This window comes from Shewanella sp. SW1 (assembly GCF_025653545.1).
Taxonomy (GTDB): Bacteria; Pseudomonadota; Gammaproteobacteria; order Enterobacterales; family Shewanellaceae; genus Shewanella; species Shewanella oncorhynchi.
In genome coordinates this window covers 25,409-40,439 of record NZ_JAKKSG010000015.1, presented here as the reverse complement: position 1 = coordinate 40,439, position 15,031 = coordinate 25,409, and the positions used below count along the sequence as shown (strand labels likewise).

At 44.3% G+C, this 15,031-nt stretch carries 11 protein-coding genes, 1 tRNA gene and 1 pseudogene; 6 read left to right on the top strand and 7 right to left on the bottom strand.

Translation table 11 applies throughout. The features are described 5' to 3' along the window. Window position 1: 1 nt before the first annotated feature. Entirely contained in the window at window positions 2-1,174 is a 1,173-nt protein-coding gene (locus tag L5M71_RS14230) for a PQQ-dependent sugar dehydrogenase (protein ID WP_263208322.1), read from the top strand. Beyond that, complete coding sequence (gene parC / locus L5M71_RS14225; RefSeq protein WP_105251475.1) at window positions 1,167-3,443, top strand: DNA topoisomerase IV subunit A; 2,277 nt, start codon at window positions 1,167-1,169, stop codon at window positions 3,441-3,443. The genes L5M71_RS14230 and parC overlap by 8 nt, the downstream gene beginning before the upstream one ends. Window positions 3,444-3,609: 166 nt before the next feature. Here parC and L5M71_RS14220 read toward each other — a convergent pair whose 3' ends face one another. Beyond that, window positions 3,610-4,668 (bottom strand): porin, encoded by a 1,059-nt coding sequence (locus L5M71_RS14220; RefSeq protein ID WP_263208320.1) that lies wholly within the window; start codon window positions 4,666-4,668, stop codon window positions 3,610-3,612. Window positions 4,669-5,103: 435 nt separating this feature from the next. Further along, window positions 5,104-6,168: a porin gene (locus L5M71_RS14215; protein ID WP_113941534.1), complete on the bottom strand. Its 1,065-nt coding sequence runs from the start codon at window positions 6,166-6,168 to the stop codon at window positions 5,104-5,106. A gap of 418 nt (window positions 6,169-6,586) precedes the next feature. Between L5M71_RS14215 and tcdA the strand changes: the two genes are divergently transcribed. After that, entirely contained in the window at window positions 6,587-7,396 is an 810-nt protein-coding gene (gene tcdA, locus L5M71_RS14210; protein ID WP_113941536.1) for a tRNA cyclic N6-threonylcarbamoyladenosine(37) synthase TcdA, read from the top strand. A gap of 85 nt (window positions 7,397-7,481) precedes the next feature. Here the strand turns inward: tcdA and L5M71_RS14205 are convergent. Next, window positions 7,482-9,111, bottom strand: a pseudogene (locus L5M71_RS14205) (ATP-binding protein). A 168-nt stretch (window positions 9,112-9,279) separates the two neighbouring features. Here L5M71_RS14205 and L5M71_RS14200 point away from each other — a divergent pair. Beyond that, window positions 9,280-9,891 carry a superinfection exclusion B family protein gene (locus L5M71_RS14200; protein ID WP_263208318.1) on the top strand — a complete coding sequence of 204 codons (612 nt, stop codon included), beginning with the start codon at window positions 9,280-9,282 and terminating at the stop codon, window positions 9,889-9,891. Window positions 9,892-10,032: 141 nt separating this feature from the next. On the opposite strand, the gene L5M71_RS14195 is transcribed toward L5M71_RS14200, so the two are convergent. After that, complete coding sequence (locus L5M71_RS14195) at window positions 10,033-10,164, bottom strand: DUF3149 domain-containing protein (protein WP_006083014.1); 132 nt, start codon at window positions 10,162-10,164, stop codon at window positions 10,033-10,035. A 311-nt stretch (window positions 10,165-10,475) separates the two neighbouring features. Between L5M71_RS14195 and L5M71_RS14190 the strand changes: the two genes are divergently transcribed. Further along, window positions 10,476-12,065 (top strand): bacteriohemerythrin, encoded by a 1,590-nt coding sequence (locus L5M71_RS14190; protein WP_263197381.1) that lies wholly within the window; start codon window positions 10,476-10,478, stop codon window positions 12,063-12,065. Between the two features lie 146 nt (window positions 12,066-12,211). Next, window positions 12,212-12,298 (top strand) — tRNA-Leu (locus L5M71_RS14185). Window positions 12,299-12,385: 87 nt separating this feature from the next. Here the strand turns inward: L5M71_RS14185 and modC are convergent. The 3 genes from modC to modA are packed head-to-tail and all read right to left on the bottom strand — an operon-like array spanning window position 12,386 to window position 14,995. After that, window positions 12,386-13,471: a molybdenum ABC transporter ATP-binding protein ModC gene (modC, locus tag L5M71_RS14180; RefSeq protein WP_263208316.1), complete on the bottom strand. Its 1,086-nt coding sequence runs from the start codon at window positions 13,469-13,471 to the stop codon at window positions 12,386-12,388. After that, window positions 13,465-14,202 carry a molybdate ABC transporter permease subunit gene (gene modB / locus L5M71_RS14175; RefSeq protein ID WP_263208314.1) on the bottom strand — a complete coding sequence of 246 codons (738 nt, stop codon included), beginning with the start codon at window positions 14,200-14,202 and terminating at the stop codon, window positions 13,465-13,467. Before modB ends, modC begins: the two co-directional genes overlap by 7 nt. Before the next feature lies 1 nt (window position 14,203). Further along, window positions 14,204-14,995, bottom strand: a complete 792-nt coding sequence (gene modA / locus L5M71_RS14170; RefSeq protein WP_263208312.1) for a molybdate ABC transporter substrate-binding protein — start codon at window positions 14,993-14,995, stop codon at window positions 14,204-14,206. Window positions 14,996-15,031: the final 36 nt, after the last annotated feature.

Below are 15,031 nucleotides of genomic sequence, written 5' to 3'. Positions count from 1 at the left end.
AATGTTGTATATTAAAACTAATAATTATAATTGCTTAAAGGTGTTTTCTGCCGGTTTTACGCTCTTAGCGAGTGTGACGTTATTGCTCTGCAATAGCGCCTTTGCGGGTTCCCAATCGATCATGATTACCGTCGCTAAGGGGTTTGGTTTATCGCTTTATGCCTCGGATATTGGCGATGCTAAGCAGATGGCGATGGGGGCTAATGGCACTTTATTTGTCGGTTCCAATAAGAGCGGCACTATCCATGCTCTCGTTGATAGTAATCAAGATGGTCGTGTCGATAAGCGCTATGTGATAGCCAAGGGGCTTGAATCACCCGATGCGATTGCATTCCACAATGGTGACTTGTTTGTTGCCACTGAAAATCAAATAGTGCGCTTTGTTGATATTGAACAAAGATTGCGCCGCCCGAGTCGACCCAAAGAGATTTACAGTGACTTGCCTTACTCAGAGAAGAAAAGTTCTCGGGCAATTAATTTTGGCCCAGATGGCCGTTTATATGTGTCTATTGGTGCGCCCTGTAACGTCTGTGAAGCGCCAGTGCCTTACAGTAGTATCATAGCGATCAATGTTGATACAGGCGCGAGTGAGCAGATTGCGGCTGGTGTGCGTGATGCAAGTGGATTTGATTGGTCGCCAATAGACAAAAAATTATGGTTTGCCGATCAAGGCCGTGATTGGATGGGGGACAACTTGCCACCCGATGAGATTAACCGCATCGATGTGATAGGGAGTCATTATGGCTTTCCTTATTTACATGCCAGTAGTGTTGTCGAACCTGCCTATGAAAAACCGAAAAACTTAAAAATCACTCTGCCAATGTATGAGTTGCCAGCCCATGTTGCACCCACGGGACTTGCATTTTATCGCGGCAGTCAATTTCCTAATATTTACCATAATCAGTTGTTTGTCGCCGAAAATGGCTCGTGGAATCGTTCGAGTAAAGTTGGCTATCAAGTAGTTATGCTTAAGATTGAAGATCAAAAAGTGGTGAGTCGTGAAACGGTTGTTAGTTTCCTTGACGGTGAATTTCCCGTTGCTCGACCCTTTGCGCTGTTATCGGCATCCGATGGTGCTATGTACATCTCCGATGATTTAAAAGGTAACGTGTATCGCTTGTTTTATAAGGGCGATAGTACTGAAGAAACACAGGAACTAGAAGAAAATGAGTGACGCTATCAAGTTAAGTCTCGATGGGGTAGAGCAAATGCCATTGCGGCGCTTTACCGAAGAGGCTTATCTGAACTATTCCATGTACGTCATTATGGACCGAGCCCTGCCACACATTGGGGATGGACTTAAACCGGTACAGCGTCGAATTATCTATGCGATGAGTGAGTTAGGTTTATCGGCTCAATCTAAGCATAAAAAGTCGGCCCGTACGGTTGGTGACGTATTAGGTAAATACCATCCTCACGGCGATAGTGCCTGTTATGAGGCTATGGTATTGATGGCGCAGCCATTTTCATATCGCTACCCGTTAGTCGATGGCCAAGGTAACTGGGGTGCCCCCGATGATCCTAAGTCATTTGCGGCTATGCGTTATACCGAAGCACGTCTCTCTAAATTCTCTGAAGTGTTACTCAGTGAACTGGGACAAGGTACGGTTGAATGGGGTGCTAACTTCGATGGCACTTTGAAGGAACCTAAAGTACTGCCTGCACGTTTACCGCATATCTTACTCAATGGTATTACTGGTATTGCCGTAGGTATGGCGACGGATATTCCGCCGCATAACGTGAGAGAATTAGTCTCCGCCTGCGTAGCATTGCTCGATGATCCTAAGCTTGAACTCGAGCAATTGATGGCCTTTGTACCAGGCCCTGATTATCCAACTGAAGCCGAGATTATTACCCCGTCTGCCGATATTGCAAAAATTTATGAGTCGGGCCGTGGGTCATTAAGAGCGCGCGCGGTTTACACTGTCGATGGCGGTGAAATCATCATAACGGCGCTGCCGCATCAAGCCAGTAGCGGTAAAATTTTAGAGCAAATCGCTGGTCAAATGCAGGCGAAGAAATTGCCTATGGTGGCCGATTTACGCGATGAGTCGGATCATGAAAACCCAGTGCGTCTTGTGGTGGTGCCGCGCTCCAATCGCGTCGATTGCGATCAACTGATGGCGCATTTGTTTGCCACCACGGATTTAGAAAAGAGCTTTAGAGTTAACTTAAACGTGCTGGGTCTCGATGGACGTCCGCGAGTTAAAGGGTTGAAAACTTTATTAACTGAGTGGTTAGAGTTCCGCGTTGATACGGTTAAACGTCGTTTAGAATATCGTTTAGACAAGGTGGTATCGCGGTTACATATACTCGAAGCCCTAATGATCGCTTTCCTCAACATTGATGAAGTGATCGAGATTATTCGTTTTCACGATGATCCTAAAGCTGAGTTGATGGCCCGTTTTTCACTCAGTGATAAACAAGCTGAATCAATCCTCGAGTTAAAGTTACGGCATTTAGCTAAGTTAGAAGAATTTAAGATCACGGCCGAACAAAATGAGCTTGAAGCCGAACGCGAAAAACTGGAGCAGTTATTGGGCTCAGAGCGTCGCTTGAAGACTTTGATCAAGAAAGAATTAATTCAAGATGCGGAAACCTATGGCGATAATCGTCGCTCGCCAATCGTATTGCGTAATGAGTCCAAAGCATTAACTGAACAAGAGTTAACGCCGACAGAAGCCGTGACGGTTGTCTTATCTGAAAAAGGTTGGGTGCGTTGTGCTAAGGGCCACGATATCGATCCTTTGTCGCTCTCCTATAAGTCTGGCGACCAATATCTATGTAGCGCGATGGGACGTAGCAATCAGGCCGCAGTGTTTATTGATTCGTCTGGGCGGGCTTTTGCGACGGATAGCCATACTCTGCCATCGGCCCGTAGCCAAGGTGAGCCTATTACGACTCGCTTCAATATGGCACCTGGCGAAACCATGCAGCATGTGTTGATGGGTGAAGAAGACCAATGTTACTTGTTAGCTACGGATGCAGGTTACGGTTTTATTTGTTCATACAACGATATGGTGTCGCGCAATAAGGCAGGTAAAGCCTTGCTGAGTCTACCAACAAACGCTAAATCATTAACGCCTAAGTTGATCGACCGCACTAAAGAAATGTCACTGCTAGCGATCACAAACGAAGGGCGGATGTTACTGTTTTCGCTAGAAGCGTTACCGCAATTATCCAAGGGTAAAGGTAATAAAATTATTGGCATACCAACCGAAAGGGCCAAGAGTCGCGATGAACTTATGACGCATTTACAATTAGTGCCGAGTGATACGCCGGTTACCTTGTGGGCAGGTAAGCGCAAACTCACACTGAAGCCAAGCGATCTTGAGCATTATCGAGGTGAACGTGGACGTCGTGGTGCAAAATTGCCTAGAGGATTACAACGTGTCGATAGCGTTGAATTAGGTGACGGTGGTGATGCTTTAGCGAGCATCTAATGCTTTGTAATGGTTTCAATGCTGTAAAGAACTTAATGGGTTAACTAAAACCACCTCAGTTTGGCTTAGGTGGTTTTTTATTTTTGGCGCTTTTGGATTAGATTTTAGACATAAAAAAACCTACTGTATTACTACAGTAGGTTTCTATTATCTCTTAGGTAAGAGATTAGAAGTCGTAACGTACGCCTACAGAGAATACGTTGTCATCTTGTAGATCTGTTTTAGCATTAGCAACAGTAAAATCACCACGGTACATAGCGTATTGACCATAGATCATAGTTGATTTCGCTACGCGATAATCAGCACCAATGTTGAAGTTTTGGAAATTGATGTCATCAGCACCTTTTACGCCGCCCAGTTTAGTGTAAGCGCCACCTAAACCAGCTTCATCAATGCCGTATTCAGCCTTCAGGTTTACACCGTTCAGATCATAAGAAACGTTAACAAAGTAAGTGTTACCTTCGATGTCATTGTTCACAACATCTTCAGAGTTTTGGAATAAACCACCAACTTTGAATTGACCGAATTTTGCTTGGCCAACTAAACGGTATGCATCAACACCCGCGATGCCTTTGTTATAGGCTACTGCAGCGTAGTAGTTTTGCTCTTTAAACTTGCTGTCACCTAGAGTTGCGCTTAATGCATATAGGCTTTCAGAAGTCTTAGCTGTAGTGTCGTTATCATCAAATTGATAGTTAGCGTTTAATGTCACTAAGCCTGCAATTTTTGGTGAATAGTACCAAGCACCATCGGCAGTACGAGTTTGGGCACTGACTAAACGGTCGATATCGGCGTTAGTGTTACCGAAAATATCCACAGCACCTTCGGCTTGTTTGAATACTGAGTCATTACGACCCACTAACATAGTACCAGCGTTAGTTTTTAAACCTAAGAAAGTGTTACGTGCTTTGAAAACATCACCTGCACCAGAAGTGTTTTCAACTTGGAATTCCATTTGGTAGATAACATCAAAGCCATCAGCGATTTTTTCTGAGCCTTTAACACCTAATAGAGAGAAGTTGTTTTCTAAATAAGTACCTGCGTTATTCTCATCGGCATAGTTTGCTTCTAAGCCGTTAGTACCTGATTGTAGAGTGGCACCTGTGTCAGTATGGGTTAGAGCAAGCTCTAAACGACCATAGAAGCTTGGGCCTTCGGCTAGCGCACCGAATGAAGCCAATGCCAATACTGATGCAACTGATGCAGAGATGAATGTCTTTTTCATGTTTTGTGCTCCCTCGAACCTAAGTTCTTATCCATTTTTCATGGTTTTTGTGTGGTTTAACGCATTTGCTACCTGAGTCGGTAACAAAGTTGCCGCCGATTTTTACAGTTTTACGACTCGCAGGCTGTGGCGCAGATCATGTTTTTGGCTCTCCTTGCCTATATTCGGGCCATTTCTGGGATCTTTCCTTATATCTTGACTGCAAATTTACCTGAAAGGGGTAAAACTCTATTTTTCACTTACTACTTAAGTGGTAGGTAAGGCGGATAGCCTTAGATAGTGCGTCGGCGAGGGTAACTGTAGCATATACTAATGCTGTAGCAAGTCTGTCATATTGGTTATAGATTTGTGTTTGGGGGCGATATCTAAGCAGAAAAAGCGGCCGAAGCCGCTTTTTTATCAATAAATAACCTTGGGGTTAGTTGATTAATCTATTTAAAAATCAACGCGTAAACCGACAGTAAAGATGTTGTCATTCAGGTCTTGCTTTACATCGGCCAACATAAGATCACCATCGAAGCGCGTGTAGTGACCATAGACCATAGTCTTAGTGCTCAGGCGGTAATCTGCGCCCACACTGAACTGTTGCAGGTCAACATCACGGACCTGTTCTAGGCCACTGTTGTCTTGGTCACCAACATAACGGCTCACGTATTTACCTAAACCTGAGTCATCTTTGCCGTACATCATCTTTAGTTTTAAGTCGCCAATTAAGTAGGCTGCGTTGACAAAATAGGTATCGCCTGAGAGATTGGCAAACTTATCATCTACATGCTCACTGTGTTGATATAAGGCACCTAAGATTACGTCACCGAATTTAGCTTGGGCCACACCACGGTAGGCTTCAACGTTATCAATACCATCACTATAGGCGGCAGCGACATAGTAGTTTTGTGCTTTAAAGGCTTTATCCCCTAAGGTGGCGCTCAGAGCATACATTTGATCTTTGCTATACACGTCGTTGCCATTGCTATCCACTTGGTCATAGTTATCACTCATCAGATAAGTGGCATTAAGCGTCACGAGATCGGCAATTTTAGGTGAATAGTAAGAAATGCCATCGGCTGAGCGTGTTTGGCCTGCAACCAGTAAGTCGATATCAGCATTGGTATTACCGAAAAGATCGAAGCTACCTTCAGCTGCTTTAAATACGGTATCGTTACGACCCACTAAAGCCGTACCTGCGGCACTTCTGATACCTAGGAATGTATTACGGGCATTGAAGGTTTTATTTGAGTTGTCAAAGTTTTCGACACCAAATTCCATTTGATAAATGATGTCAAAGTAAGGGCTTACAGCTTCAGAACCTTTTACGCCTAACCAAGAGAAGTTGTTTTCAAGAACAGTGCCCTCCTTTTGGTTTTGAGTTGCATAACCTGTGTCTGAATTGGTAATGGCAAGATCAGCATGGCCATAGAATTCAGGGCCATCGGCGAGTGCTGTGAATGAATAGAGTGTGAGGCTAGAAATAATAGCCGTCGTCAGTAGATTCTTTTTCATCTTCATTTTCCTGTGCTTATCGCTGTTATATGCATTGATCACTTCAGTATCTATGCATGCTGTTGAGCTTTTATGCGGCAAAGTCTGCACAGACTTGAAATGATAAAGTGTGATCTTGATCATGTTTCATATAAAGGGTGGCTTATTCAACATATTGTTTTACAAGTGAAATACATGTTTTTATTAAGTCGATTACCAAATGACTCGGTGGTAAATGATGGGCCTTTGCTTTTATTACACTCATTTAGTATTCGTATCCCTTTGCATCTGGTGTCTGAGGATCTGATTTCGGTTTATGTCGATATCGTTTAGAATCCACGGCACATTTCTGGTGTTGCTTTTAAGCTGCCCTGTTGGCATCCATTCGATGCTAGGGCAAGCGCTCCTGCTGTTATTGAGTAATATAAGGTAAGTATTTATGACTGAGGCCTATCTAAATCGATTTGGCGGAATTGGCCGTTTGTATGGACAAAAGGCTCTGGCTAAATTTGCCACATCCCACGTGGTGGTGATTGGTATTGGTGGCGTAGGTACTTGGGCGGCAGAGGCCTTAGCGCGAAGCGGCATCGGACAGATAAGCTTGATGGATTTAGACGATATCTGTGTCACTAACACTAACCGTCAAATTCACGCGCTCAGTTCCACTATCGGCAGCTCTAAAGTCGCTGTGATGGCGCAGCGGATCCGTGAAATTAATCCTGATTGCCAAGTGAATGAAATTGAAGATTTTATTACATTGGATAATCTAGGCGAGTATTTGCTCGGGGCTAAAGAGGGGGGCAATATTGATTATGTTATTGATTGTATTGATGCCGTTAAGCAGAAGGCTGCGTTAATTGCTTGGTGTAAACGTCAAAAAATTAAGATAGTGACAGTGGGCGGTGCGGGTGGACAGACAGATCCGACGCAAATTCAGTTAACTGATCTCGCTAAAACCTACCAAGATCCTTTGCTAGCCAAAGTGCGTAATATTTTGCGCCGCGAGTATAACTTCTCTAAAAACCTGCAACGCCGGTTTGCTATCGATGCTGTTTTTTCCAGTGAGCAGTTAGTGTATCCCCAAGCCGATGGCTCAGTGTGCGGTACTAAAGCGGCGGCTGATGGCAGCATGAGGATGGATTGTGCTTCTGGTTTTGGGGCTGTAACTATGGTCACTGGGACATTTGGTTTTGTGGCGGCAAGTCGCGTATTAGCGCGATTGGCACAGCAGGCTCAAGAGGCGGTTTAAACTCTTAACCTAGATTCAGTCAAGATATCACCGCTTTCAAGGGCGGTGATACCCCTTCAATATTATGTATTTTCATTGATTATACCTAGATATAAAAATCTTGTTGATTATTGACTGGTTCACATTGAGTGTATGGAAATTTAATATCAAATTGCGGGCCGCCTAGTTTTGAGTCTGCGCGATAACTCATAGTGCCTTTCAACAGTGTTGCGGCATTAAAGGCCGCTGATAATCCTAAGCCAGTACCACCTTTATTACGATTTGTAGTAAAGAAGGGTTCGAACATGTGCTCAGCAACATCGGCTGGAATGGCTAAGCCATTATTTTGAATGCTGATTTGAATTGATTCTTCATCCAAAGTCGCACTAATGTGGATAAGATTGTCTTCATGTCCTTGGAATGCATGGGTAAAGGCGTTCGAGAGAATATTACTAACAATTTGATTTAACAAACTGATATTGGTTTTGATATTGAGTGTAGGCTCCACGTTGATCTCCGTTGAGGCGTTAACATTGGGATGCATAATTAATGTCGACTCTAGGATTTCATGTAGCTGCTGGTTTAGATTACAGCATTGGTGTTCTTCATGACTGCGATCGATGGCGATCGTTTTAAATTTTTGAATTAAACTACTGGCTTTAGTGATATTACGGACAATGAGTTCACAGCTTTCTTGGTACTCATTAAGTATTTCATTTATCTCATCTAATGTAGCTTGATCGCTGTGGATCAGATCGATCAGTTCTTCAATATGGCTGAGCTGCGCACTCGCCGCCGTCAAACAAATGCCAATTGGGGTGTTTATCTTATGGGCAACCCCTGACACGAGTCCACCCAAGGCCGCCATTTTTTCTTGCTCAACTAAAACCTGTTGTGCTCGTTTTAGTGCGCTAAGGGATTGTTCTAACTCTAGTGTTCTTTCTTTCTTTGACTTGTCTTGCGAGCTCTTCTTTATAGCTACGTTCGAGCTTGAGTAGCCGCTCTCTATCTTCTAAGGCTATTTGCAGTTCCGTCTTAGAATTCTTTAAGGCGCTAAATGAGCTTCTAAGTTGTACTTGCATGCTATTGATGGAATCGGCGACTTGTTTGAATTCATCAATTTTTTCATGACGGTCAAATTGTAGTGGCTCATATTCATGGTCTATGTCGATATTTTTGCAGTATTGGCTGAGTTTATCTAAGTGTTTAGTAATGTTGAACCACACTAAAAATAGAATAAACCCAGCCACTAAGAAGGTTTTAATGCCATTAGAAAGCAGAATGATAATGGCCTTATCATACAAGCGTTGATAGATAGCATCGACATCGACTTGTATTTCGAGTGTGCCGACATTGATGTTTTCAGTCGGTGATTTATAGACTAAAGGAAAGGTTTTATCTAAGGAGTGTTCTTGTTTCTGCTCGCCTGCATTCCATGCTTGGCCGCTGTCATCTTTAATCGAAATATAGTTAATATCGGGCAGCTGAATTAGCCCATTGAGCTGAGTGTTAATGAGCCGCTCGTCAATAACCCAAATACTGGCGGCGAGCACATCTAAGTTCACCTTTTCCATGTTGGAAAATACTCTATCGATACGCACGACATCATTGCGATAATCACTGATCAACTGATACGCAGTGGTGATTAAGGTGATAACAGAACTAAAAAGTACAATAGACAGGGTAAGGTGCCTGCCTATGGGGCTTTTGATAAGTTGGCTAAAGAATGTCAGCATCTTAAATTTTCTTTATGCAATAGCGGCTTGAGATGCTTATAAGCATAGACCTACAGATCCAGAAAGTGCATTTTCTCGCAGATAAAATCAACGAAATATGTCTTCATTTGTGGCATTAAATTTGCTTATTAGCCGATAAGTTCAATTTTTTGTCACTGGGATAGCACTATGTTTAAACTCAAGCTGGATTCAGTTAAGTTTTTTAGCCCGAAGAAAATGATGTTTAGAGTCATGCTGTGGCTTATGGTGAGTTGTTCTGTCTTACTTCTTATTCCCCCTAATGTGCTGGCAGTGCTGGCGCTCGATAAATTTGTGCCAGAACATGCACAGTTTGTTGGATTAGGTCTAATCGTTTCTATCGCTTATTTTTTGAGTCAATTAATTAACTTAGGCTTAGATGAGTCTATCCGTCATTTAAGTGATAAGCGCGTTATTGAGACGATTGAAGCTAAAGTGAACTTGCTTGATCCCGCTGAGCGAGCATTAGTCAGAGAGTTTTTTCTTCAGGGCGCCACGATTTTGACTCTGCCGCAAAATGAGCCTGCCGTAAAAAGTTTATTGAATGCCTGTATCTTAGAAAAGCTAGGTAACGAGCGTCATTATGCGATTCAGGGACCGACAGCCGATTATAAGATTGCCATGAAGGCCCGCATGTACCTCAACCGCGATGTGCTGCGTTTACCTGCGGGTGAGCCGAGCCAAGAGGAAATGCAGTCGTTGATTAAGGCACGTCCGCAGTTTTTAAATGGTCTAGTACAAAACAGAAAACACGCCGCATAGGCGTGTTTTGTCTCGCTCGGATGAGTGCTGGCTTAGGTAAGTTGCAGTAATCTGAAAAGTGAGATAACAAAAAATGGGGGTGATAAAAACCCCCTAGATTTTGCATTTATACAAGAACATGAAGAACAACTGGAGCAAAAACTATTGTTTCGGTGCCGACTTCACAATGAACATCCAAGTGATATAGGACACTATCCCTATTGTGCTAAAGATAACGATCATTGAAAGTAAGCCTATGGGGTTACCAAACATTAGATCTAACCAAAATGCCATGAATGAAATCCTCTTTCCTGTGAAGTCCTCGCTAAATTAGCGGTATTCGATAGCTAAAATACTGATCTCGATCAATAAAAAATCGACATAGGAATACAAAGTCATAACCCTTAGTTAACTCTGTGATCTTGGTCAAATTTAAGGGTATGCTTAACAGCGACGAGTTCAAATAATTTAGCTTTGTTTCTTCTTCCGTTAGCGTCTAGGATTAACCTATTCAACTCGATCGATATTCAGTTAACGCGCTATTCCATTTATTCGTTCTTGTTTTTATATGAAGGCGCGATATCAGTTTTTTAAAGGAGTAAAAAATGGATTCTAAAAAAAGTCACAAGGATTCAATGGGATATAATTCTATCTTTGCGCCACTATTGTTGCTGATTTATCCCCTCTATTGTTTGGTGATCACAGGGCACTTTGTTGCCATTTTGTGTTTAAGCGCGCTCGCCGCCATTTTAATGTTCAACATCAATAAATTAATTCGTAATTTGAGACAACTTGAGCGCGCCGCCCATCATTTAGGCGAAGGGGATTTAAGTTATCAATTAGAAGAGAAAGATGCGGGCGTGTTCATTAAGGTCGTGCATAGTATCAACCGCATGGGCGAGGATGTAAGCCGCACGATTTTATCTTTGTCTGATACCTGCGAAGGGATGAAAAAAGTGGCCTCGGATATCAAGGTCATCAGTGAGCAGGCAAAACAAGGCGTGTTAGAGCAAGAACATCAAACGGAACTGGCCGCCAGTGCGATGACGCAGATGGTTTCAAGCGTACAAGCCGTATCGCAAAATGCGGTGAGCGCTGCGCAGGCAGCTGATATTGCCCAAAGTTCTGCTAAGCGCGGCGATCAAATCATGAATGGCATAGTCACTAAAATTGGCGCTATGTCGCAACAGATCCATGATACTCGAACCGTGATCGAGCACTTGGCCGCCGACAGCAATAATATCAGTAGCATTATTGAAACCATTTCGCAGGTGGCCGAACAGACCAATTTACTCGCTTTAAATGCTGCCATTGAAAGTGCGAGAGCGGGTGAACATGGTCGCGGTTTTGCTGTAGTTGCCGATGAAGTGCGTAATCTCGCTAAACGAACATCCGAAGCCACGGTTGAGATCCAGCAGCAAATCGCCGCATTACAAAAAGGCGCACAACATGGTGTTGAAGTCATGTTGAAAAACGTGGCGATTGCCGACGAAACGGCTGATATGGTTGATCAAGCTCACAGTGCACTCGGGCAGATTGTCGCTCAGGTGGAGACCATTACCGATATGTCCCATCAAATTGCCACTGCATCGGGACAACAACATACAGTAGCAGAGGAAATTAATAAAAATATCAGTGTGATGGCTGAGCTAGCCCTGAGTAATGCCTCCCACACCAACAACACTAACTTATCGAGTTTGAAAGTGTATAACATGTCGCAGGAAATTGGCTCCTTGCTGCATCGATTCCATGTGAATGCGGCATTTTTTAATTCGAGTCAGGCGCAAAATAAACTCTTTGTGAAATGGGGGCCTGAGTTAGACATAGGAATGCCAGAGATCAATCGTCAACATCAGCGCTTAGTCTCATTGATCAATGAATTACACCGCACATTAAATGAAGAGTATGGACTCGAAGCCATCAAACGTATCGTGCAAGGGTTAGTAGATTACACGGCCAATCACTTTGCCTATGAAGAGGAACTCTTTGCGCGTTTTGGTTACCCTCAAACTGACAGCCACAAGGAAAAACACGGCAAGTTAGTAGGGCAAGTACTTGATTTTCAAAAGCGAGTTGTTAGAGGTGAAGATGTTGCCGACGAATTAATGGCTTTCTTGAAAGCTTGGTTGGTAAACCATATTCAAAAAAGTGATAAAGAATATACCGCTTTTTTATTATCCCATGGCGCAGAATAACCCCAAGAGCATGATTTTTGAGCGGTTAAATGCAATTTGTATTAAAGTCGCGGCAAAAGACTTGCCATTGTCATAAGCAAAGGTATAATTCCCAGCACTTAGAGACAGCCAGTTGTTTTGATTGCTTCTAAGTGCATATTTGATATGCCAGTGTGGTGAAATCGGTAGACACAGGGGATTCAAAATCCCCCGCCCTTAAAAGCGTGCCAGTTCGAGTCTGGCCACTGGTACCAAATCCTTCAGATGAAGGAACTAAAACCGACCTAGAGTCGGTTTTTTTGTGCGTGAAATTTGGTTTTCGAACGGTGCTCTAGGTTGAGCTAGTGGGATTCGGCGATATCCATTTGTGTCATAGTCACGCCTTTGATTTGTGCATAAATCGCTTTGCCATGAGTGAGTTGCAGTTCGTCGCAGGCCCAAGGGGTGATGTTGGCCCAAAGTTCATCGCGGCCTAGGGCGATTTTTAATTGGATTTGCTCGCCGTTATCACTGGGGTATAACTCTTTAATTTCTCCCTTTAGCAGGTTGCGGATACTTGAGCCTTTGGGGATCTCAGTGCAAACCGAGACATGATTTGCCTGAATACGCACTTTGAGTTTCTTTGCCGTTTCAGCCAGATAGCCACTTACCCACAAATAGTTTCCATCATCCATCACGAGTCGCGTCATGGGGTAGTCGGGATGTCTGTCGGCGACCTTTGCACTGAGGAGTGAGCTGAGTTCCTGCAATGGCACCCAAGGCCGCATTTGCTCGCTATTCCACACTTCACTTAAGGCCCCTTTGGCGATCAATTTCCCCTGATGCAGCACCAGCATATAATCCGCCAGTTGTAAGATCTCATCTAGGCTGTGGCTCACATACACTATCGGCAGTTTTAGTTCCTGCGATAAGGTTTGCAAGTAGGGCAGTAACTCGCGTTTACGGGGTAAATCGAGCGATGCCAGCGGCTCATCCATCAACAGCATATCGGGCGATGTCAGCAGGGCACGGCCAATGGCAACCCGTTGTTTTTCACCGCCCGATAGCGTGCTGGGATAGCGACTGAGGAGTTTTTCAATTCCCAGTAACTGCACAATTCTATCGAACAAGACTGGGTTAGCTTTACGCACACCATAGTTGAGATTGCCCTTCACGCTATAGTGCGGGAACAGTCGTGCTTCTTGAAATACATAGCCAATTTGGCGCTTCTCTGGGGGAAGGTTCACTTTGCCTTGTTGATAAAGCAGTTTGTCGCCGAGGCGGATTTCACCGCTATCTGGGGTTGAAAGCCCACCGAGTAGGTTCACTAGTGAGGTCTTACCCGCACCCGATCGTCCAAAAACGGCTGTCACGCCTTGCAATGGCAATTGGGTATCGACTTTCAGTTGCAGTTGTCCGAGTCGTTTTTCAATATTGATTGTTAACATACGCTTGCCGTCCTCTGCAGGGCTTTTTTACTCAGCCATTGAGAGGCGAGTAAAGATGCGAGTGCGATCACTATCGAGATAATGCACAGACGCATGGCCTGATATTCTGCCCCTGGGGTTTCAATAAAAGAGTACATGGCGAGCGGAATCGTACGGGTTTCACCTGGGATATTAGAAACGAAGGTAATAGTCGAGCCAAATTCCCCTAGGCTGCGGGCAAAGGCGATAATCATGCCTGACACTATCCCTGGAGAGGTGAGCGGCAGTGTGATGGTGAGAAATACCCGCCATCGACTGCTACCTAAAGTGCGTGCGGCCTGCTCGAGTCGAATATCAACAGTTTCAAAGGATTGGCGTATGGCTCTGACCATCAGCGGGAATGACACTATCGCCGCCGCGAGGGCCGCACCACGCCAACTAAAGCTAAAACTGATGCCAAACCAATTAAATAACCACTGGCCGATAAAACCTTGGCGGCCCATGCTGATCAGCAAGAGGTAACCCACTACCACGGGCGGTAACACCAGTGGTAGATGGAGCACACTGTCAAATATAGCCTTGCCAGGAAACTCGACCCTGGCCAGCACCCAAGCGCATAAAATGCCCAAGGGTAAACTGGCGATAACGGCAACGGATGACACCTTTAAACTGAGTAGTAGTGCGGCAATTTCATAGTCGCTTAAAAGAGAGCCACTTAGCATAGAGCCGCTTAACAAAGAACCACTCAGCACCCTAATTCACTCCAAAGCCATATTTCTCAAACACATTTTTTGCGCTTGGGCCCTGCAGATACTCATTGAACGCTTTGGCGCTTGCGGTCGATTCTTGTTTGACTAAGGCGACAGGGTATTCAATTGGGCTGTAACTCGTTTCTGGAAAGGTGCCAACGATTTTGATCTTTTGGGCGACTTTCGCATCGGTTGAATACACTATGCCAAGCGGCGCTTCACCCTGTTCAACCAAAGCGAGGGCGGCACGGACATTGTTAGCACGGGCGAGTAAGGGCTCAGCGGCTTGCCACAGCTTGAGGTTTTCGAGGGCTTGCTTGGCATATTGTCCAGCAGGCACATGATCTGGATCGCCAACAGCCATACGACTGCCTTTTAATGCGGCTTTAATATCCCAATCGCCATTGAGCACGACTTCTGTGATGGGACTATTTTTCTCGGCAATCAAGACTAAGGTATTTTTTAACAAGGTTTTTCGGCTGTTAACATCGACCGCTTTAGCATCGACCAGATAATCCATCCACTTTTGATTCGCCGAGACAAACAGATCGGCTGGCGCACCATTGGCCACTTGTTTTGCCAGTGTTGAAGAAGAGGCGAAGGAGAATATCACCTTAGTATTGTGTTCTTTTTCATATTGCTGGCCGATTTCGTTAAGTGCATTGGTGAGCGATGCCGCTGCAAAAACAGTCACTTGCTCATTGTCTGCCGCAAAAATTGGGCTAGATGTCAGTACCATTGTGAATAACGAAGCCGTGGTAAAATGCAGTAATTGCTTAAGGTGAATGGATTTCATTGTGTTCCTCCGTGATAAAAAGTGATCGTTATATAC

What these genes read in the sequence shown, in the direction of transcription:
- L5M71_RS14230 (WP_263208322.1), top strand. Translation starts at nt 2, where the DNA reads ATGTTGTATATTAAAACTAATAATTATAATTGCTTAAAGGTGTTTTCT.
- parC (WP_105251475.1), top strand. Translation starts at nt 1,167, where the DNA reads ATGAGTGACGCTATCAAGTTAAGTCTCGATGGGGTAGAGCAAATGCCA.
- L5M71_RS14220 (WP_263208320.1), bottom strand. Translation starts at nt 4,668, where the DNA reads ATGAAAAAGACATTCATCTCTGCATCAGTTGCATCAGTATTGGCATTG.
- L5M71_RS14215 (WP_113941534.1), bottom strand. Translation starts at nt 6,168, where the DNA reads ATGAAAAAGAATCTACTGACGACGGCTATTATTTCTAGCCTCACACTC.
- tcdA (WP_113941536.1), top strand. Translation starts at nt 6,587, where the DNA reads ATGACTGAGGCCTATCTAAATCGATTTGGCGGAATTGGCCGTTTGTAT.
- L5M71_RS14200 (WP_263208318.1), top strand. Translation starts at nt 9,280, where the DNA reads ATGTTTAAACTCAAGCTGGATTCAGTTAAGTTTTTTAGCCCGAAGAAA.
- L5M71_RS14195 (WP_006083014.1), bottom strand. Translation starts at nt 10,164, where the DNA reads ATGGCATTTTGGTTAGATCTAATGTTTGGTAACCCCATAGGCTTACTT.
- L5M71_RS14190 (WP_263197381.1), top strand. Translation starts at nt 10,476, where the DNA reads ATGGATTCTAAAAAAAGTCACAAGGATTCAATGGGATATAATTCTATC.
- modC (WP_263208316.1), bottom strand. Translation starts at nt 13,471, where the DNA reads ATGTTAACAATCAATATTGAAAAACGACTCGGACAACTGCAACTGAAA.
- modA (WP_263208312.1), bottom strand. Translation starts at nt 14,995, where the DNA reads ATGAAATCCATTCACCTTAAGCAATTACTGCATTTTACCACGGCTTCG.